The sequence below is a fragment of the Stenotrophomonas sp. 05L413 genome (genome assembly GCF_056397945.1).
In genome coordinates this window covers 469,762-489,933 of sequence record NZ_JBFTOL010000004.1, presented here as the reverse complement: position 1 = coordinate 489,933, position 20,172 = coordinate 469,762, and the positions used below count along the sequence as shown (strand labels likewise).

Annotated in this window: 18 protein-coding genes; 6 read left to right on the top strand and 12 right to left on the bottom strand. The window is 67.1% G+C overall.

What is annotated here, in order from left to right; translation table 11 throughout:
* Positions 1-3: 3 nt before the first annotated feature.
* Positions 4-780 (top strand): DUF481 domain-containing protein, encoded by a 777-nt coding sequence (locus tag AC1DIQ_RS11375; protein WP_121040108.1) that lies wholly within the window; start codon positions 4-6, stop codon positions 778-780.
* 109 nt (positions 781-889) lie between these two features.
* Here the strand turns inward: AC1DIQ_RS11375 and hemC are convergent, their stop codons facing one another.
* The 6 genes from hemC to AC1DIQ_RS11345 form a co-directional block, all read right to left on the bottom strand.
* Positions 890-1,801, bottom strand: a complete 912-nt coding sequence (gene hemC, locus AC1DIQ_RS11370; protein WP_121040110.1) for a hydroxymethylbilane synthase — start codon at positions 1,799-1,801, stop codon at positions 890-892.
* Between the two features lie 55 nt (positions 1,802-1,856).
* Positions 1,857-2,585, bottom strand: coding sequence for a LytR/AlgR family response regulator transcription factor (locus AC1DIQ_RS11365; RefSeq protein ID WP_121040113.1), 729 nt, complete (start codon positions 2,583-2,585; stop codon positions 1,857-1,859).
* 10 nt (positions 2,586-2,595) lie between these two features.
* On the bottom strand, positions 2,596-3,642 hold the full coding sequence (locus tag AC1DIQ_RS11360) for a sensor histidine kinase (protein ID WP_121040115.1): 1,047 nt from the start codon (positions 3,640-3,642) through the stop codon (positions 2,596-2,598).
* Between the two features lie 4 nt (positions 3,643-3,646).
* Positions 3,647-4,312: an alpha/beta hydrolase gene (locus AC1DIQ_RS11355; RefSeq protein ID WP_183073762.1), complete on the bottom strand. Its 666-nt coding sequence runs from the start codon at positions 4,310-4,312 to the stop codon at positions 3,647-3,649.
* A 75-nt stretch (positions 4,313-4,387) separates the two neighbouring features.
* Positions 4,388-6,295 (bottom strand): glucans biosynthesis glucosyltransferase MdoH, encoded by a 1,908-nt coding sequence (gene mdoH / locus AC1DIQ_RS11350; protein ID WP_121040119.1) that lies wholly within the window; start codon positions 6,293-6,295, stop codon positions 4,388-4,390.
* Positions 6,296-6,766: 471 nt separating this feature from the next.
* Complete coding sequence (locus AC1DIQ_RS11345; RefSeq protein ID WP_478050057.1) at positions 6,767-6,946, bottom strand: hypothetical protein; 180 nt, start codon at positions 6,944-6,946, stop codon at positions 6,767-6,769.
* 194 nt (positions 6,947-7,140) lie between these two features.
* On the opposite strand from AC1DIQ_RS11345, the gene AC1DIQ_RS11340 reads away from it, so the two are divergent.
* Positions 7,141-7,530: a DUF2628 domain-containing protein gene (locus AC1DIQ_RS11340; protein WP_088433745.1), complete on the top strand. Its 390-nt coding sequence runs from the start codon at positions 7,141-7,143 to the stop codon at positions 7,528-7,530.
* 30 nt (positions 7,531-7,560) lie between these two features.
* Here AC1DIQ_RS11340 and arsC read toward each other — a convergent pair whose 3' ends face one another.
* Positions 7,561-7,995: an arsenate reductase (glutaredoxin) gene (arsC, locus tag AC1DIQ_RS11335; RefSeq protein WP_461769535.1), complete on the bottom strand. Its 435-nt coding sequence runs from the start codon at positions 7,993-7,995 to the stop codon at positions 7,561-7,563.
* A complete protein-coding gene (gene arsH / locus AC1DIQ_RS11330) occupies positions 7,992-8,741 on the bottom strand; it encodes an arsenical resistance protein ArsH (protein WP_478050056.1) in 750 nt (249 codons plus the stop codon). The genes arsC and arsH overlap by 4 nt, the downstream gene beginning before the upstream one ends.
* A gap of 39 nt (positions 8,742-8,780) precedes the next feature.
* Between arsH and AC1DIQ_RS11325 the strand changes: the two genes are divergently transcribed.
* The 3 genes from AC1DIQ_RS11325 to AC1DIQ_RS11315 all read left to right on the top strand — a co-directional run bounded on the left by AC1DIQ_RS11325 (position 8,781) and on the right by AC1DIQ_RS11315 (position 10,840).
* Positions 8,781-9,107, top strand: a complete 327-nt coding sequence (locus AC1DIQ_RS11325) for an ArsR/SmtB family transcription factor (RefSeq protein WP_121040127.1) — start codon at positions 8,781-8,783, stop codon at positions 9,105-9,107.
* 25 nt (positions 9,108-9,132) lie between these two features.
* Positions 9,133-10,203, top strand: a complete 1,071-nt coding sequence (gene arsB, locus AC1DIQ_RS11320; protein ID WP_478050055.1) for an ACR3 family arsenite efflux transporter — start codon at positions 9,133-9,135, stop codon at positions 10,201-10,203.
* An 82-nt stretch (positions 10,204-10,285) separates the two neighbouring features.
* On the top strand, positions 10,286-10,840 hold the full coding sequence (locus AC1DIQ_RS11315) for a DUF1003 domain-containing protein (protein WP_121040131.1): 555 nt from the start codon (positions 10,286-10,288) through the stop codon (positions 10,838-10,840).
* A 15-nt stretch (positions 10,841-10,855) separates the two neighbouring features.
* Here the strand turns inward: AC1DIQ_RS11315 and arcD are convergent, their stop codons facing one another.
* The 4 genes from arcD to AC1DIQ_RS11295 form a co-directional block, all read right to left on the bottom strand.
* Complete coding sequence (gene arcD / locus AC1DIQ_RS11310; RefSeq protein WP_121040133.1) at positions 10,856-12,280, bottom strand: arginine-ornithine antiporter; 1,425 nt, start codon at positions 12,278-12,280, stop codon at positions 10,856-10,858.
* Positions 12,281-12,388: 108 nt separating this feature from the next.
* Positions 12,389-14,983, bottom strand: a complete 2,595-nt coding sequence (locus tag AC1DIQ_RS11305; RefSeq protein ID WP_478050054.1) for a methyl-accepting chemotaxis protein — start codon at positions 14,981-14,983, stop codon at positions 12,389-12,391.
* A gap of 329 nt (positions 14,984-15,312) precedes the next feature.
* Positions 15,313-16,779, bottom strand: coding sequence for a SulP family inorganic anion transporter (locus AC1DIQ_RS11300; RefSeq protein WP_478050053.1), 1,467 nt, complete (start codon positions 16,777-16,779; stop codon positions 15,313-15,315).
* 176 nt (positions 16,780-16,955) lie between these two features.
* Positions 16,956-17,888: a helix-turn-helix domain-containing protein gene (locus tag AC1DIQ_RS11295; protein WP_152151069.1), complete on the bottom strand. Its 933-nt coding sequence runs from the start codon at positions 17,886-17,888 to the stop codon at positions 16,956-16,958.
* 73 nt (positions 17,889-17,961) lie between these two features.
* Between AC1DIQ_RS11295 and AC1DIQ_RS11290 the strand changes: the two genes are divergently transcribed.
* Positions 17,962-20,163 carry a TonB-dependent receptor gene (locus AC1DIQ_RS11290; protein WP_478050052.1) on the top strand — a complete coding sequence of 734 codons (2,202 nt, stop codon included), beginning with the start codon at positions 17,962-17,964 and terminating at the stop codon, positions 20,161-20,163.
* The last annotated feature ends 9 nt before the right edge of the window (positions 20,164-20,172 follow it).

Sequence of the window (20,172 nt, the reverse complement as noted above, 5' to 3'; positions counted from 1 at the left end):
TTGATGTCCCTGCGCGTTTCGTTGCTTGTTCCCCTGCTGCTCTGCGCCCCGGCGGTTTATGCACAGGACGCTGCCGAACTGGCGGCGATGACCTCCCCCTGGAGCGGCAGTGGCGGTGAACTGGGCTTTGCCTCGGCCCGCGGCAACAGCAATACCGAGAGCTTCAACGGTCGTCTGCGCCTGCGCTACACCGACGATGACTGGGTGCACAGCATGGATCTGTTCGGCCTGCGCTCGCGCTCGGAATACACCGATACCAACGACGACGGCACCACCATCCGCCGCCGCAACACCACCGCCAACCGTTACACCGGCAGTGCCGGCAGCGCGCTGCAGCTGGGCGAACACCGCCAGATCACCGCCACGGTGCGTTACGAGCGCGACGATTTCGCCACCTACGACCGCCAGAGCTCGTTCGGTCTGGGCTACGGCACCCGCATCATCGATGCCGAGCGCTTCTACATGGATGCGCAGATCGGCCCCGGTGTGCGCCGCACCCACAACACCGAAGACGACGCGACCCGCACCGGCCTGATCGGCCGCGGCCTGTTCGATCTCAAGTACACGCTGACCCCGAACACCGACCTGGTGAACACGCTGCTGGTCGAATCGGGCTCGTACAACACCTTCGCGCAGAACGATTTCGGCGTGTCGGTGAGCATGAACGAACATCTGGCGCTGAAGGCCGGCTGGCAGGCGCGCCACAACAGCGACGTCGCCGATGACAAGCGCAAGACCGACACGCTGACCACCATGAACGTGGTCTACAAGTTCAAGTAATCGGCGCGGGCGCACCGCGCCCACCACGCGATGCAGTGCCGGCCGCTGGCCGGCTCATCGCGTACCTTGTGCAGCATGGACTGCCGGCCAGCGGCCGGCACTACGCGCCTCAGACCGCGAGCAGCTCCCCGGCACCGGCATCGAGCAGGCCACGCGCCACGCGCTGGCCCAGCGCCTCCGGATCACTGGCCGGGCCACGCGCTTCAGCGCGCACGATGCGGCCATCGGCCACACCGCCGACCAGGCCCTGCAGGAACAGATCCTCGCCTTCCCATTGCGCAAAGCCGGCGACCGGCACGTGGCAGCTGCCGTGCAGTGCACGGTTCATGGCACGCTCGGCTTCCACACAGGCACGTGTGTCGGCATCGTCCAGCGCTGCGAACAGGCCCATCACCTCCGCGTCCTCACCGTTGCATTCCACCGTCACCGCGCCCTGTGCCGGGGCCGGCAGCCAGTCCGGTGCCGCCAGGCGCGCCACGATGCGGTTGCCCAGGCCGAGCCGCTCCAGCCCCGCCACGGCCAGCACGATCGCGTCGTAGCCGCCGTTGTCCAGCTTGGCCAGGCGCGTGTTGACGTTGCCGCGCAGGTCCTGCAGCTCCAGGTCGGGGCGCAGCGCGCGCAGCTGGGCCTGGCGGCGCAGCGACGAGGTGCCTACCCGCGCGCCGATCGGCAGCGCGTCCAGCGAGGCGTACAGATTGGAGATGAAACCATCGGCCGCGTCATGACGGGTCAGCATCGCCGGCAGCGCGAACGGCGCATCCAGCTCCATCGGCACATCCTTGAGCGAATGCACGGCGCAGTCCGCTTCGCCACGCAGCATGGCCAGTTCCAGTTCCTTGAGGAACAGGCCCTTGCCGCCGATCGCGGCGAGCGAACGATCCAGCACCTCGTCGCCGCGCGTGCTCATCGGCACCAGCACCACCTCCAGACCGGGATGCGCCTGGCGCAGGCGGTCGGCAACATATTCGCTCTGCCACAGGGCAAGCGGGCTCTTTCGGGTGGCGATGCGCAGGGTCTTCATGGCGCCATTATCGACGCACAGGGGCGTATCGACCAACGGTCGCGCACAGCCCCGCCTACAGGTACTTGAGGTCCTGCTTCAGGCTGGCCACGCAACGGCGGCTGACTTCCAGCGGCCCGTGGCCATGCCGCAATACCGCCTGGACCTGGCCTGCGCCATTTCGTCGCAGCTCGACCAGTTCGTGCCGGGCGACCAGGCAATTGCGGTGGATGCGCACGAAGCGGTTGCCGAATTCCTCTTCCAGCGACTTCAGCGACTCCTCCAGCAGGTCTTCGCCGCGGGCGTGATGCACCACGACGTATTTTTCTTCGGCCTGCAGGTAGTGGATGTCCTCGACCGGGATCAGCCGCAGGCTGCCGCGCAGGCGTGCGCACAGCAGGGTACGCGCCTGCTGGCTGGCGGGGGTCGCCGGGCCACTGCGGCCGGCGAGGAAGGTGCGCGCACGCTCCAGCGCGGCCGCCAGGCGCTCGGGGCGCACCGGCTTCATCAGGTAGTCGATCGCGGCTGCCTCGAAGGCGGACAGCGCATGCGCGTCGTACGCGGTGCAGAACACCACCGCCGGGCGTGGCTCGAAGGTGGCCAGATGGCGCGCGGCTTCCAGCCCGTCCAGGCCGGGCATGGCGATGTCGAGCAGGACCAGGTCCGGTTGCAGCTCGGCGCAGGCGTGCAGCGCCTGTTCGCCGTTCTCGGCCTCGGCCACCACCTCGATGCCGGCCTGGTCAGCGAGCAGGGAGCGCAGGCGCTCGCGGGCCAGCGGTTCGTCGTCGGCGATCACCACCTTCAAGACAGTTTCCTCACTGGACCGGGACCGTGATTTCGCAAGCATAGTAGCCGTCGGCCCACGCCCCCGTCATCCGCGCGGCCGGGCCGAAGCGCCAGGCCAGGCGATGGGCGATGTTGCGTTGTGCATGCCCGGCGCCCTGCAGGAGCGGCAGCCCGCGCGTGGCCGGGTCCGGTGCCGGGTTACGCACGCGGATGCGCAGATTCGTGCCGTCACTGGACAGTGCCAGCACGATCGTGCCACCGGCGGGCACCCGCGAGATGCCATGCAGCACGGCATTTTCGACCAGCGGCTGCAGTACCAGCCGCGGCATCGGCAACGACCAGGGCAGCGGCTCGTCGCGCAGCCAGATCACTTTCAGCCGTTCGCCCAGCCGTAGCGATTCGATCGAAAGATAGCGCTCGGCCAGTTCGCACTCGGCCTGCAGGGTGGAATCGCCATCGCCGGCACCGAGGGCTGCGCGGAACAGATCGGACAGATCCAGCACCGCGCGCTCGGCCACGTCCGGATCACGCCGCAGCAGGCTGGCGATCAGGTTCATGCTGTTGAACAGGAAGTGCGGCCGGATCCGCGCCTGCAATGCATCCGCCTGGGCCCGTGCGTTGGCCAGCATCTGCGCGCTGCCGCGGTCGCTGACGTAGAAGTAGCGCAGCGCCAAGGCAGTGATCAGCGCGGTCATCGCCGCACTGCCCAACGTGAACCGCCAGAAGCCGACCGCCTGGGCAAAGCTGCTGCCGCCGAGCACGCCGTACAGCGCATGCACGATCGCCGCGCACGCACCGGCGATCAGCCCGGTCATCAGCACCACCAGCACCATGCCCGGCACTTCGGGCAAGCGCGAGAGCACCGCGCGCACGCTGCACAGGCTGACCGTCACTGCCAGCGCCAGCCACAACGCGAAGCCGCTGGCGGACAGGAAGTCCGGCAGCGTCCAGTGGCGACTGCCATCGGGGGCCAGCGCCACCACGACGACCACCAGCTCGGCCAACCCCAGCATCGCCGCCAGCCGCGGCAGGCGGCACAGCTCGGGCAACCAGGACTGCTGGCGCGGGTCGCTCATGGCGTCAGGCGGCGAAGCGCGCCTCGAGCCAGTCGCCCAGCGCCTGCAGTTCCTCGGCGCAGACCTGGTGGGCCATCGTGTAGGTGTGCCACTGCACCGGCAGGCCGAGCGCGCTCAGCGTCTGCGCGGTGTGCTCGGCGATCGCCACCGGGATCACCGGATCCTGGGTGCCATGGGCCATGAACACCGGCACGCTGATGGCATCGGCCACGCGCGCGGAAGCTGCCTTGGCCGGATCCGGCAGATAGGTGGACAGTGCGATCAGCCCGGCCAGCGGACGGGTGCGACGCAGCAGTGCACTGAGGATCACCGCCCCGCCCTGCGAGAAGCCGGCCAGCAGGATGCGTTCGGCCGGAATGCCGCGGGCGACCTCGCGCTCGATCAGCAGCTCCAGTTCCACGATCGAGGCGTCCACGCCGGCGCTGTCCGCGCGCGAACGGAAATCCATGCTGACGATGTCATACCAGGCGCGCATCGGCACGCCGTTGTTGATCGTGATCGGCTGCACCGGCGCATGCGGGAACACGAAGCGGATCGCCGGCCAGTGCGGGCGCACCAGTTCGGGCACGATCGGGGCGAAGTCATGGCCGTCGGCACCCAGGCCATGCAGCCACAGCACCGACCACTGCGGGTCGGCGCCGGTTTCGTTTTCCACGGTATCCAGCATCAGGCGGCTCCAGTACGTTCAAGCCGCATTATGACCGCGGCCCGCGGCAATGGGGCGGCGATACCTGGATTGCCGTGATCAGCCGGCGGGATGTGCCTCGGCCGCAGCACGGCGCAGCTCGGCCGCGCGCACCAGCACCTTGGGCGGTGCCGATTCTTCCGGGATTTCCATCAGGCCCAGCCGGTGCATCCAGACGCCAGCGGTGCGCGAGGAGGTGAAGCCCACCACCGGAATCGCCAGCACCATGCCGATCACCACCGGTGCCATCCATGCGGCCAGCGAGGGCGAGACCGCGTAGGCCAGCGCGCCCATGAACAGGCCGAACACACTCAGCCCGCCGTAGCCACGCGCCAGCGCCAGCCAGGACACGCCGCCATCATCGCGCTGCTGCGCGTCCCAGCCCGAGTCCTTGCCGGCCAGCACCTCAGCCACACCGCGCGACTGCACGTACATCACCACCGGTGCCATCAGCGCGGCGAGGATGGTCTCCAGCAGCATCGAAATGAAGGCGCGGATCGTGCCACCGCAGCCACGGCGTTCGACCGGCTCCAGCAGCATCGCCAGGTAGCCCAGTACCTTGGGCGAGAGCAGCACCACCATGGTGATCGCGAACATGCGGATCACCTGGGTCTCATCCTGGTGGCGCCAGTAGACACCGGGCGAGAGATGCAGCACTTCATTGAGGTCGATGCCGCCCTGGAACAGCGGAATCGCGATGCCGATCAGCATCAGCATCGCCCACATCGGCGCGGTGAAGTAATGCCCGATGCCGACCAGCATGTGCATCCGGCTGACCCAGTGCAGGCCCTTGGAACCAACCACCTTGGCGTGCTGCAGGTTGCCCTGGCACCAGCGGCGGTCGCGGACCAGCAGATCGGTCAGGGTCGGCGGGCCTTCCTCATAGCTGCCTTTCAGGTAGGGCACCATGTGGGTGGCCCAGCCGCCACGGCGCATCAGCGCGGCCTCGACGAAATCGTGGCTGAGCACGTGCCCACCAAACGGCTCCTTGCCCGGCAGCGACGGCAGGCCGGCCTGCTCGGCGAAGGCCTGGGTGCGGATGATCGCGTTGTGGCCCCAATAGTTGCTCTCCGCGCCATGCCACCACGCCACGCCGCGGCCGATCACCGGGCCGTATACGCGCCCGCCGAACTGCTGCATGCGGGCAAACAGGGTGCGCCCACCGACCACCGCCGGCAGGGTCTGGATCAGACCGACATCCGGGTTGTGTTCCATGCCCGCGACCAGGCGCACGATGGTGTCGCCGGTCATCAGGCTGTCGGCGTCCAGGATCAGCATCTGCGGGTAGGCACCGCCGAAACGGCGGACCCAATCGGCGATGTTGCCGGCCTTGCGTCCACTGTTGTCGCCGCGGCGACGGTAGAAGATGCGGTCATGGCCACCGACCGCATCGCACAAGGCGTGGAAGGCCGCTTCCTCGGCCTGCCCGATGTCATCGCGCCGGGTATCGCTGAGCACGTAGAAATCGAAATTCGCCAGCTGGCCGGTCTCGGCCACCGACTCATAGATCGCCTGCAACCCGGCCAGCAACCGGCGTGGATCTTCGTTGTAGGTGGGCATCAGCAGCGCGGTGCGCGTATGCACGGTCGGCAGCGGCGCGTCCGGATCGATGCCGAGCTTGTAGCCCCGATCGAATACCGCGGTCAGGAAACCGGCCACGGCCCCGGCGAAGGACAACGCGATCCAGGCGAACAGGCCCACGAACAGCACCAGCAGGCAGGCTTCCAGCACACTGATGCCATTGACGGCGAGCACCTTCCACATCATCCGGCTGGCGGCGGCGGTCATCGCCGCGGTACCGCCCAGGATGTAGAAACGACGCAGCCCGATCATCCGCGGTGAGGTGCGCTGGCGCGGCACCTGCAGCTGCCCTTCGCGCAGGGACTGCTCAGGCATCGGCAACGGCGACTCGGCCGGCAACGTCGCCCGGCCGGCGTCCAGCGGGGCGTTCAGGGTCTGGGTACTCATGCGCGGTGTCCCTGTGCAGGGCGTGCCAGGCCGGGGGTGCCAAGTGTGGAAAGGGGCATCCTGAGCCCGGCGTACACGATGGCACGCATGCGTCCTGTCGGCGCGGGCCGGAGACCGGCACGCAGCGTATGTCTGTGACTACCGGAACCCACGAACTCTCCAAACCGCTTGAGACGAAAAATGCGGCTCAGTCTAGGGCGCGAATTGTAAGGTGCGCGCGAAGGGCGGCGCGGGGATTTCTCCGCATTCAGCTTTTGGATCGAGACAAGTGGAGGCCCCCTCGCGGCCAAGGGCGCGCAGGCCCTGTGCCATGGGCTTCTGCCCATTCAGCTTGCTGGCGGCGCCGATCAGCCCCCTACTGCAACGCGACCGGTCCTCATCGCCTGCGCAGGATCAGGCGGCGCCGGTGGTGCGCAGTTTTTCTGCCCTGGAGGGGGTCGGGCCGGCAGCGTTGACAGGCGCGGCAGCGGCTCAGGCGGCGGTGGCGGCGATGGCCAGGTCGGTCTCTACCGGCGGGCGCGACAGCGCGCGCGCGCTCACCTGCGAAAACTGCAGCTGGGCGAGCAGGTGTTGCGCCTGGGTGGCAACCGGGCACGGGGTGATCTGCGGCCCTGCTTGCGGGCGCTCGGGGGTCATCACATCAATGGACATGGTCTGGCATCTCGTTGACTTCTCATTACCCACGGGGCTTCCTGCCGCGCGGATTGCGCACCCTATCGGAAAACCGGGACGAATGTGTGACGGTCCGCGCAGTCCCTGACAGGCGGCATGTAGAGCGTCGAAAAATTGGCGCGGATCAAGAGCTTGCGGCTATCATGTAATCGTTTTCAACACACGATTCGGATATGGATTCCAACACTGCTTCCCCCTACAGCCCCAAGTGGCAGTTCCGCTTCAACTTCTTCGAACAGCACGGCGCCCCCAATTCGCCAACCTTCAAGGCCGCGTACAAGACGCTGCCGTTCGGCCAGAAGATCAAGGTCAACTTCAACTTCTTCGCCCTGTTCTTCAGCTGGATCTACCTGCTGATCCTGGGCATGTGGCGCAAGGCGCTGACCATCCTGGGCATCACCCTGGTGCTGATGGTCGTCGTGGCCTTCCTGCCGGACGTGGTCGGCCGTGCGATCGGTGTGGCCTGGTCGGTGCTGATCGCGTTGACCACCAACTATTCGTACTACCTTGAAAAGGTAAAGGGCGATACCAGCTGGAACCCCTTCGCCGGCATGCGCTGGTAAGGCAGCACGCAGGCGTGGATAAGAGCCCGGTCATTGACCGGGCTTTTTTGTGGCGCGTCGGCCGTGGGCGTCGATCACCACCTCGCCATCTTCCTTGCGGAACGGCGCCTGCACCGGCGGCAGGATCTCCAGCACGGTCTCCGAGGGCCGCGCCAGGCGCACCCCCAGTTCGGTCTGCACGAACGGCCGGTTGATCAGGATCGGATGGGCCAGCATCGCATCCAGCAGTCGGGTGTCGTCCAGCGTTGGATCGGCCAGGCCCAGTGCGGCATACGGGGTGCCTTTCTGGCGAAGCGCATCGCGGACCTGCAGGCCGGCAGCGGCGATCAGTGCGATCAGACGCTCGCGATCCGGCGGGGTGCGCAGGTACTCCACCACCTCCGGCGCCACGCCGGCATGGCGCATCAGCGCGAGCACATTGCGCGAGGTCGCGCAGGCCGGGTTGTGATAGATCACGGCCTTCATGCGCGGTCTCCCCCGGCAAGCGGCAGCGTCGCGGCCGGCTCCACCACGCCGGCATCGCGGGCCAGCTGCGCCGCCTGCGCGTCGTCCTTGCGCTCGCTGTAGCGGTCGGTGAGGTAATCGCTGTTGTCACGGACCAGCAGGGTGAACTTGACCAGCTCCTCCACTACATCCACGACACGGTCGTAGTACGCCGAGGGTTTCATCCGCCCCTGCGCATCGAACTCCTGCCAGGCCTTGGCGACCGAAGACTGGTTGGGGATCGTCACCATCCGCATCCAGCGCCCGAGCACCCGCAATGCGTTGACCACGTTGAAGGACTGCGAGCCGCCACACACCTGCATCACCGCCAGGGTGCGGCCCTGGGTGGGGCGTACGCTGCCTTCGGACAACGGCAGCCAATCGATCTGGTTCTTGAACACGGCGCTGAGGGTGCCGTGGCGCTCCGGGCTGATCCAGACCTGGCCTTCGGACCACTGCGACCAGGCGCGAAGCTGCTGGACCGTGGGGTGATCGGCGTCCACCGCATCGGCCAGCGGCAGTCCGTGTGGGTCAAACAGACGGACCTCGGCGCCCAGGTGCTGCAGCAAGCGCTCGACTTCCCTGGCCAACAGGCGGCTGTAGGACTGGGGACGCAGCGATCCATACAGCACCAGGTTCCGGGGCGGGTGGGCACTGGCGGGCCCGGCGAACCGGCTGGGATCCGGGAGATCGACCGCCGCACAGGTCAGGTTGGGCAGCAAGGACATGAGGTTGCTCCGGCTTAATTGTTCGACTATTCTAGAAACATGGAACATAAAACTGCAACCCACGCCCTGGCCGCCCTCGGGCATACCACCCGCCTGAGCGTTTTCCGCCTGCTGGTCCAGGCCGGCCGGGGTGGCCGCCTGCCCGGGGAAATCGCCGCCGACCTCGGCCTGCCCGGTGCCACGCTGTCCTTCCACCTCAAGGAACTGAGCGCGGCCGGTCTGGTCAGCGCGGAGCCGCGTGGGCGCAGCATCTGCTACCGCGCCGACTTCGAGGCGATGAACGGCCTGATCGGCTACCTCACCGAGAACTGCTGCGCCGGCGAGGCGGACTGCGGTTCCGCTGGCCCATGCGCGCCGTCGTGCTGATCCGTTGGTTGCCGGGCCCATCGCGATGACGACACCTGCCACGCCACGCCTGTCCTTCCTGGACCGCTGGCTCACCCTGTGGATCTTCGCGGCGATGGCGGTTGGCGTGGCCCTGGGCACCCTGTTCGACGGCCTGCCCGCCGCGCTGGACGCCATGACCATCGGCGGCACCAACCTGCCGATCGCCGCCGGCCTGATCCTGATGATGTACCCGCCCCTGGCCAAGGTGAAGTACGAGGCGCTGCCCGCCGTCTTTGCCGACAAGCGCGTGCTGGCGCTGTCGCTGCTGCAGAACTGGGTGGTGGGGCCGGTGCTGATGTTCGCGCTGGCCGCACTGTTCCTGCACGACCGGCCGGAGTACATGACCGGGCTGATCCTGATCGGCCTGGCCCGCTGCATCGCGATGGTGCTGGTGTGGAACCAGCTCGCGCGCGGGGACAATCAGTACGTGGCCGGCCTGGTCGCGTTCAACTCGCTGTTCCAGATCGCCTTCTTCAGCGTCTATGCGTGGCTGTTCCTGACCGTGCTGCCGCCGTTGTTCGGGCTGCAGCGCAGCGTGATCGATGTCAGCACGTGGACCATCGCCGGCGCGGTGCTGGTGTATCTGGGCATTCCCTTCGCGGCCGGCTATCTCGGGCGATGGCTGCTGCTGCGGGTGCGCGGGGCTGACTGGTATGAAACGCGCTTCCTGCCCGCCATCAGCCCGGTCACCTTGATCGCACTGCTGTTCACCATCGTGGCGATGTTCAGCCTCAAGGGCGGCGATCTGGTGCGCATTCCGCTGGATGCGGTACGCATCGCCATCCCGCTGACGATCTACTTCTTCGTACAGTTCCTGCTGAGCTTCTTCATGGGCCGCTGGATCGCACGCGACTATCCGCGCACCACCGCCATCGCCTTCACCGCGACCGGCAACAACTTCGAACTGGCCATCGCCGTAGCGATTGCCGCCTTCGGGCTGGGTTCACCGGTCGCGTTCGCCGCCGTGATCGGGCCGCTGGTGGAGGTGCCGGTGTTGATCGTGCTGGTCCATCTGGCGCTGCGGCTGGGGCGTCGCGGTTTCCAGACAGCACCGGCAGCCTCCGGCGGAGCGTGAAGCAGCCACATCATCACCATGCGTTCTCCCACCGCGGATCACCCTGCCCGCACCTGCCCGCACCTGTCCGCCGGAGTCCGCAATGTCCACGCATCCCAACAGCGAACGACTGGAAAAGGCCGCCCGGTGGCTGGGCCGCCAGACCCATGACCTGGACGCAATCGCCAAGCGCGTCATCGGCCGCCAGGCGGTCATCGACGATCCCAACCAGCGCCTGGCCGAGCAATCCACCTTCGGCGAACGGCTGGCCGACCAGGTCGCGCGGTTCGGCGGCTCGTGGCGCTTCATCCTGCTGTTCGGCGCAGCCCTGCTGATCTGGGTGGTGCTCAACACCGAGGTGCTCGGTGCGACCGCGTTCGATCCTTACCCTTACATCTTCCTCAACCTGATGCTGTCGATGCTGGCCGCGCTCCAGGCGCCCGTGATCATGATGAGCCAGAACCGCCAGGCGGAAAAAGACCGGCGCATGGCCAGCTACGATTACGAAGTGAACCTCAAGGCCGAACTGGAGATCATGGCATTGCACGAGAAGGTCGATACGGTCAGCAACCAGATCCTGCTGCAGGTCCTGCAACAGCAACAACAGCAGATCGATCTGCTGACCGAACTGGTGGCGCGCGGCAACCGGGAAGGCTGAGCCGATCCGGCGCGGTCATGCCAGGTGCAGATGACCCTGGTAGAGGCCCCACGCCGCCCAGCCGGCAACGACGATCACGGCCGCCACGATCACCTGCTCGGCCCGGGTGAACAGCTGCTGCCCATGCTGGTGCTTGGCGGCCGCGAACATGGCAATGCCCGGGGCGTACAGCAACACCGACAGCAGCACCTGTGACAGCCCACCGGCATAGACCAGCCACAGCGCGTATACCGTGGCCAGACCGGCCACCAGCAGATCGCGGACCCGCAGCCCGGGCTGTCCGCCATAGGTTTCCCCGCGCAGCGCCAGCAATGCACCGTAACCGGCCGAGAACAGATACGGCACCAGGCTCATCGATGCCCCCAGCAGCACCAGGCTGGTATAGGTGCCTGCACTGAACAGGGTGATGATCAGAAACAGCTGGATCAGCCCGTTGGTGAGCCACAGCGCGTTGGCGGGCACCTGCCGTGCGTTCTCGCGCCCGAGGAACGCCGGCATCGTGCCATCCCCCGCTGCCGCGTACAGCACTTCGGCGCACAGCAGCACCCATGCCAGCAATGCCCCCAGCACCGAGACGATCATGCCGATGATGATCAACGTGGCGCCCCAGGGCCCGACGATGGCCTCCAGCACGAAGGCCATCGAGGGATTGCGCGCCTGTGCCAGCGCCTCCTGGCGCAGTACGCCCATCGACAGCAGATTGACCAGCATCAGCAGCGCGAGCACGCACACAAACCCGATGATCGTCGCGCGCCCGACATCCGAACGCTTGGCCGCGCGCCGCGAGTAGATGCTGGCACCCTCGATGCCGATGAACACCCAGACCGTGATCAGCATCATGCCCCGCAGCTGCTCACCCAGGCTGCCCAGTTCCGCCGTGCCCCAGAACTCGCCGGTGAAGATATCGGCCTTGAAGCCCACGGCGGCGATGATCAGAAACACCACGATGGGCACGATCTTGGCGACAGTGACGACCGCATTGACCAGGGCCGCCTGGCGGATGCCACGCAGGATCATTGCGTGCATCGCCCACAGCAGCACGGAGGCGCATGCCACCGCCTGCCAGGTATTGCCCTCGCCGAAGGCCGGCACGAAATAGCCCAGGCCGCTGAAGATCAGCACGAAGTAGCTGACATTGCCGAGCAGCGAGCAGACCCAGTAGCCCCACGCCGCGGAAAAGCCGATGTAATCGCCGAACCCGGCGCGCGCGTACGCATAGATACCGGTATCCAGCTCGGGCTTGCGGTTGGCCAGGTTCTGGAACACGAAGGCCAGCATCAACATGCCCAGGCCGCTGATCATCCAGCCGATCAAGGCCACACCCGGGCCGGCGCTGCGCGCGATGTTCTGTGGCAGCGAGAAAATGCCGGCGCCGATCATCGATCCGACCACCAGGGCAGTCAACGCGGTCAGGCCGAGCCGGTCGGAACGAGAGGTCATGTGCTCACCATCGGCAAACAGAATAGCGCCGATTACCAACGCCCGGCGGTGAGCACCGGGTGAACCGGCCCTGCCGGCGCGCCGTCGGCGCCGGCGCGCCGGTCCGGATCAGAAGGTCTGCCAGTCCTCGCCGACCACTGCCGCCGCAGGCACGCGCGCAGCGGTCCGCGCGGGGGTGGCACGACGCGCCGGCGTGCCCGCCGCCGCCGCACTGGCCTGCAGGCGGAAGATCGCCACCGCCGTGCCCAGCTGCTGCGCCTGCTCTTCCATCGCGCGCGCGGCCGCCGTCGCTTCCTCCACCAGCGCGGCATTCTGCTGGGTAGTCTCGTCCATCTGGGTGATGGTCTGGTTGACCTGTTCGATACCGGCGGACTGTTCCTTCGAGGCTGCCGAGATCTCGGCCATGATGTCGTTGACCCGGCGCACGCCGGTGACGATCTCTTCCATCGTACGGCCGGCGGTCTGCACCAGGGCCGAGCCCGCGCTGACCTGGGTGACCGAGTCGTCGATCAAGGTCTTGATCTCCTTGGCCGCCCCGGCGGAGCGCTGCGCCAGTGCGCGCACTTCGGTGGCCACCACCGCGAACCCCCGGCCCTGTTCGCCGGCACGGGCGGCTTCCACCGCAGCGTTCAGCGCCAGGATGTTGGTCTGGAACGCGATGCCGTCGATCACCGAGATGATCTCGGCAATGCGCTTGGACGAGGCCTCGATGCCCGCCATGGTGGTCACCACCTGGCCGACCACCACACCGCCCTGCGAAGCCACCTCGGCAGCGCCGGCGGCGAGCTGGTTGGCCTGCACCGCGTGGTCTGCATTCTGGCGAACCGTGGAGGTGAGTTCTTCCATCGATGCGGCGGTCTCTTCCAGGCTGGCAGCCTGCTGCTCGGTGCGGCGCGACAGGTCGCTGTTGCCTGCGGCAATCTCGCCGGCGGCGAGGTTGATGCTGCCGGTGGCCTGCTGGATGCGGCCGACGATGTCGGTCAACTGCGCTACCGTGGTATCGGCATCGTCACGCATCCGCGCGAACACGCCATGGAACTCACCGCGCATGCGCGCCGTGAGATCACCCGCGGCAATGGCACGCAGCAGCGCGGAAATCTGCTGCAGGTTGTCATCGCTGACCTGCATCATGGTGTTGAGGTTTTCGACCATCGCGCGGAAGTCGTGGTCAAAGCGCACCACATCGCCACGCTGGCTGAAATCACCCACCGCCGCCGCCCCGGCCAGATCCCCGATCTGGGTATTGATGGCGCGCAGGTTGGCCTTGGTGGTATCCATTGCAGCAGTAAAGGCGGCCTGCTCGCCGGGCAGGCGGTCCATGTCCGGGCTCAGGTCACCGACCGCGTAGCGCTGCATCACTTCGACCAGGCGACGCGTGACCGCGATGTTGGCGCCCACCAGCTGGTTGGTGTCTTCCACCATCTTGCCGTACTCGCCCGGGAAGGTCTGCGCGTCCATGCGGTAGCTCAGCTCGCCCCCCTCATGTCGCTGGGCCATCTCACCCTGCGCGGCCATCACCGCGCGCAGCTGGCTGCGCATGCGTTGCATCGATTCGAGCAGGCGGCCGACTTCGTCATTACGCGCGGGCGGCAGCGGTGTATCCAGACGCCCCTCGGCCACCTCTGCGGACAGGCGGACGGCATCGGCCAACGGACGGATCGCCTGACGGCGCAGCAGCACGTACACGCTGCCGCTGAGTACCAGTGCCGCACCCAGACCAACGGCCAGGATGATCCACAGCAGCKCRCGKGCCTGCGCRRTGATCASCGCATGCGGCACSAYCACRCCCAGCGCGAAATGCTCTTCGCTGCCGCCGATGCGCAGCGGCACGTAGGTTTTCACGTTGCCTGCCGCATCCGGCTCGAAGGCATCAAAGGTCTTGTCTGCCTTGACCGCCGCCAGTACCTGCGTGGTCAGCGCATCCTCGCGACGCTTGCCGATCTCGCTGGCGTCCTTCGCGGCCAGCACGATGCCGCCGGGCGAGATCAGTTCCACATGGCCTTCCTCCATGGGGCGCAGCGCGGCCAGGTGCTTCTGCAATGCGGCCAGCGCGAAGTCCACCGTCACCGCACCAACGAACGTCCCTTGGTCGATCACCGGGGTGGACAGCGTGGTCATCAGCACTTTCTGGCCGCCGACTTCATAGGTATACGGTTCGGCCACGGTCTGCCGCTTGAGCGCCTTCGGCTTGAGATACCAGTCGCCATCGCCGGGCACGTCATAGCCGGTGAGCGCATCCTGCATCGGCGCGCCGTCGTGCCAGGCCCAGTAGCTCATGAACCGGCCGGTGTCATCGTGTGCCTCGGCGCCGACGAACTCGGCATCCTTGCCATCGAAGGCGTCGGGTTCCCACAACGTGCCGAAGCCCACCCATTCCGGGTGCACCTGCACCTGCTGGTGGATCACCGCAGACACCGTCGCCCGCGACAGCGTTCCCGCAGCGCGCTGCACCAGCAGGTTCTGCGCCAGCGCCTGGCTGGTGGCGAAAGCACTGGAGAGATCACCGCTTACCCGCAGGGCTTCGGCCTGGGCCTCGCTCTGCATGGTGTGGCGGGAGGCATCCACCAGCGAGGCACTGGCTTCGCGGTAGCTGATGGCAGCGGTGACACCGAAGCAGAGCATGGCGATCAACGCCGTACCCAGCATCAGTCGGTTGGCGATGCTGCCAGGGCGCGTGGAAGCAGTGGGGCGGGACACGGGCATGGGGGCGGTTCCGGAAAAAGGGCATACCGGCGGACGCAGTCACGCGCCGCCACGGAAACACGCAGTCCATTGCGGGCCGGCACGCACGCGGTGCAATCACGGCGCGGCCAGCAGGGATCGATGCAACGTCGGATCGGCGCAGGCGCCCGCCGCCACTCCCGGGAGGGCTGGTCCTGTGCTGGGGGTCACCGCGTCGTACGCCACGGTGCCACCGCCCTGCTCTGTGGAGATACCGCCTGCCCGCACCGTGACGGCACCGGCCCAGAGAAGGGACTCAGCTGGATAACGGCGTCATGGGCGCGATGTTTAGCGCGGCTTCCTGACCGTGTTCAGTGAACGCCCGCACCACGCTCGCCGCGCCCCAGCCGCTCCACCAGTGTCTGGCTGGCCGCGTTGAGTCCGACCACCTCCACCTGCGCTCCGCGTGCGCGCAGTTTGCCGGTCACCCGCTCCAGCGCGCCCACCGCGCTGAGGTCCCAGAAGTGCGCATCGGTCAGATCGATCACCACGCGCGCGGGCACGTGCAGCAGATCGAAGGCCGCCGCGAACTGCCCGGCCGAGGCGAAGAACACCTGCCCGCTGACTGTGTAGACACGGGTACCGTCGGCCGTGTCGGCGTCGGCAATGTCCAGCATCCGGCCCACCTTGCGGGCGAAGAACAGCGCCGACAGCAGCACGCCGGTCAGCACCCCCTTGGCCAGATCGTGCGTGGCCACGGTGACGACCACCGTGCCCAGCATCACCACCGAGGAGCTTTTCGGATGCAGCCGGAACTCGGCGAACGAGCGCCAGTGGAAGGTGCCGATGCTGACCATGATCATCACCGCGACCAGCGCGGCCATCGGAATCTGCCGGACCCAATCCGCGCCGTAGACCACCAGCAGCAGCAACAGCACGCCCGCCACCAGGCAGGACAACCGGCCACGGCCGCCGGAGGACACATTGATCACCGACTGCCCGATCATCGCGCAGCCGCCCATGCCGCCGAACAGCCCGGCGGTGATGTTGGCCAGGCCCTGCCCGGCGCACTCACGGTTGCGTTGGCTGGGGGTGTCGGTCATGTCTTCCACAATCTGCGCGGTCATCATCGACTCCAGCAAACCGACGACCGCCAGCGTGGCCGAGACCGGCAGCAGGATGCGCAGGGTCTCCCAGGTGAGCGGCACATCGGGGAGCAGGAAGGTCGGCAGGCTGTCCGGCAGCGCACCCATGTCGCCGACGGTGCGGATGTCCAGGCCCAGCCAGATCGACAGCGCGGTCAGCACCACGATCGCCACCAGCGGTGAGGGCACCGCCCGGGTCAGCAGCGGCAGCAGATAGATGATCGCCAGACCGGCCGCGCACACGGCGTACACCGTCCATGGCATCCCGATCAGCTCGGGCAACTGCGCCAGGAAAATCAGGATGGCCAACGCGTTGACGAAGCCGGTGATCACCGAGCGCGAGACGAAGCGCATGAGTGCACCGAGCTTGAGCGCGCCGGCGACGATCTGCAGCAGTCCGGCCAGGATCGTCGCAGCCAACAGGTACTGCAGGCCGTGGTCGCGGACCAGATCGACCATCACCAGCGCCATCGCGCCGGTGGCGGCGGAGATCATGCCCGGCCGGCCACCGGCGATGGCGGTGACCACCGCGATGCAGAACGAGGCGTACAGGCCAACCTTGGGGTCGACCCCGGCAATGATGGAAAAGGCGATCGCTTCGGGAATCAGCGCGAGGGCAACCACGGCGCCGGACAGCAGATCACCGCGGATATTGCCGAGCCATTGCTGGCGCAGCGGGTAGGACACAGACATGGACAGACTCCACGCACCGGCGATGCGCACGGCGCGTTGTGTGATGAAGACAAGGCACTCCCTGAGCCGGCCGAACGGCCAGCGCGTTGTCAACGCGGTTTCAGGGTGGCGTCATCACAGGGGTCCTGCCGGGGCAGCGGAAGCGGCGCGCAGGATAGCGCAGTCCTCCGACGGTCTCAAACACGGGCCGCCAGTTCACCTCGCGCGTTGCCTGCCCAGCGCGACGGTGCCTGCCCGGTCACCCGCCGGAACGCCGCGGCGAACTTGCCGGGGTTGGCATAGCCCATCGCCAAGGCGACCTCGGTGACGCTGCGGCCGGCCAGCAGCATCGGCTTGGCCGCCTCCATCCGGCGCCACGTGAGGTACGCGTAAGGCGTCATGCCGGTTGCGATCCGGAAGCCGCGGCTGAATCCGCTGGCCTCCTGCCCGACTTCCTGCGCCATGCGGGCAACGCCCAGATCGTCGCCGAGATGGGCATCGATCAGTTCCTGCACGCGCTTGAGGTGCGTCGGTGAAAGCGCGCGTCGCGTCGCGGGCGCCGCAACCGGCAGCCCGGCCAACCGCTTCAGCACCAGGTCGACACCGTGCTCAAAGAACGCGGCAGAACCGGCATGTGCTTCGGCGCAGTGCCACAACGCCCCCATCACCGAGGCGATCACCGGGTCCCCATGCAGCGCCGATGCTGCGCGATGCAGCTGCTCCGCGCGCACGTCGTGCCCCTGCAGATGCCGTGCGTCGATGGCCAGGCCCAGCAGCGCCAGCGCTGGGCTGCGGAATTCGCCTGGGCAGTCCGGCAACACCACATTGAACGCGCCTGCGCGCCAAGGCTGCGCGATGCGTCCGAGCGCCGTGCGCTGATACAGGGTGCCGCCGCCGGCAGTGAGCAGCCCGATGCGCAACGCACTGCCCTCACCCATCGCGCCCTGCGCCGCGGCGAACGTATGGCGGAGCATCAGCACCGAGCCGTCGGCATTGCCCACGCACGCGTCCAGCGGACCGCCACTTTCGGACGCCACGCGTGCAGCCACGGCAGTCGTTGGTGAGGAAAAGGCGCAGGTCATCGGGTGTCCCGTTCTGGAGCGGCCGCTCCGGAAATGGAGCAGCGGCACCTAATTGTTACACAATAACATTCGCGATTCCTCCCCATCACCGTGGTGCGCGCCACCACCCCAGAGGCTCCTCGTGAAACACGCTGTACTTGCCGGCGCCGTGCTCGCCGCGCTTCAGTTGCTGCCCAGTGCGCCCGCCCAGGCCCAATCCACCCCGGCCGCCAAGGCCACCGAGCTGGACGGCATCATGGTGACCGGCAGCAAACGCGATACCCCGTACCTCAAGAGCGACATGTCGGTCACCGTGCTCAACCGCGAAGCACTCAAAGAAGCGCACGTCACCGAGTTCCGCGACCTGGATAAGCTGGCCCCCAACGTGAAGTTCAACGTGATGGGTCAGCTCAGCGATATGTTCATCTCCATCCGCGGCATCGAGTCCAACCCGTTTCTGGTCAACCGGGCCTCGGTCTATATCGATGGCATTCCGTTCCGCGAGCTGAGCAACGCGGTGTTGAACCATGTGGAGTCGGTGGAGATCCTGCGCGGGCCGCAGGGCACGCTCTACGGCGCCAACAGCGAATCCGGCCTGGTACTGGTGCGCACGCGTGCACCGTCGGCAACCACCGAGGGCGAGGTCAATGTCGGCGTCACCTCGTTCGGCAACGGCCACGGCAGCAGCGTGGATGGTTTCCTCGGCGGCGCGCTGGGCAACAGCGACCGGTTGTTCGGCTCGGTGGCGTTCATGGCCTCGGATGAAGACAGCCACCTCAAGAACCTCACGCCCTTCAACGGTGTCAACGGCAAGGTCAAGGAGACCTATCTGCAGGGCAAACTGCGCTGGGAGCCGACCGATACGCTGGCCATCAACGCGATCGCCTACCACCTGGGCACGCGTGCACCCGGGATGTTCGAGTACGAGTACCTGCCGCTGGATGTCGGCCTTTACAACCGTACCTACGGCGATCTCTACAACGGCGGCCGTCGTACCGGTGACTTCACCTACATCAACGATGCGCCCAAGCGCACCACAAAGAACGAAACCGTCGCCGGGACCAGCGCGCAATGGCAGTTGTCCCGCGGCACCCTGGATGCGGCATTGTCATATCGCCAGGAGGAAGACACCTCCGCCGGCTACGATTTCGACATGACTGCGACGCCCGCGCTGGCCGGCCGCATCTACGACAAGCAGCACAGCTGGAACGGCGAACTGCGTTTCAGCTCCCCCAGCGATCAAGCGCTGACCTACATCGCCGGCATCTCCACCTACCGGCACCACAAGGACTCCATCCTGGGCACGCTGGTCGGCCCGCCGTTGCGCGGCCTGGGCAGCTATGACCTCGCACCGCTGCAGGGCTCGGATGGCCAGGACTACAGCGTGTTCGGCACCGCCAGCTACACCCCACCCTCGCTGCCGAAACTGACCGCCAGCCTCGGTCTGCGCCATGAGCAGGCCAAGCGTTCCACCCGCCAGCGTGAAGGCACGCTCGACCTTGGCCCGGGCGGGCTGGTGTTCTATCGCGATGCCGAACTCGCACATACGTTCACCGCCACGCTCCCGCGCGTCTCACTGCGCTACGACGCCAGCGACACGCTCTCGTTCTACGCCGCATCCGCCAAGGGCTACATTCCGGGCGGCTTCAATCTGGCGGCCGCACAGAGCGACGTGGTCAACGACAAAGTGCTGCGCTACGAATCGGAAATGATGTGGAGCCACGAGCTCGGCTTCAAGAAGAACGTGCTCAACGGGCGCGGGCATATCGGTGGCGCGGTGTTCCACATCACCTCGGACAACTGGCAGGAGATCCAGCTGGCCACCGATGCCAACGGCCGGCCGATCTCCTCGGACTATGTGGGCTCGGATGCGTCCATCCGCTCGCGCGGTGTGGAGCTGGAAGGCGCGCTGGAGGTCCTGCCCGGCCTGACGCTGATGGCAAATGCGGGTTACGTCGACGCCGAGTACCGCAAGCTGTTCGTCGGCGTCAATGAGAGTCTGGCGGGCAACGACGTCAAACTCACTCCGCAGTACACGGCGTATCTTGCCGCACGCTACCAGCACCGCTCCGGGCTGTTCGCGCGCGTGGAATCCTCGTTCAATGGCCGCATGGCGCTGGACGAACGCAATCGCGCCTACCAACCGGCGGTGGCCATCCTCGGCGTACAGCTCGGCTACGAAACCGGGCCGTGGAGCACGCGCGTGTACGTCGACAACCTGACCAACAAGCGGCGCATCAACGGGTTGATCTTCGACAACCTGGCGTTCGGCCGTGACGGCAACTACTACGGTCCCATCGACCGCCCGCGCATCGTCGGTGCGCAAATCGGCTATCGGTTCTGAGGCAGCGTG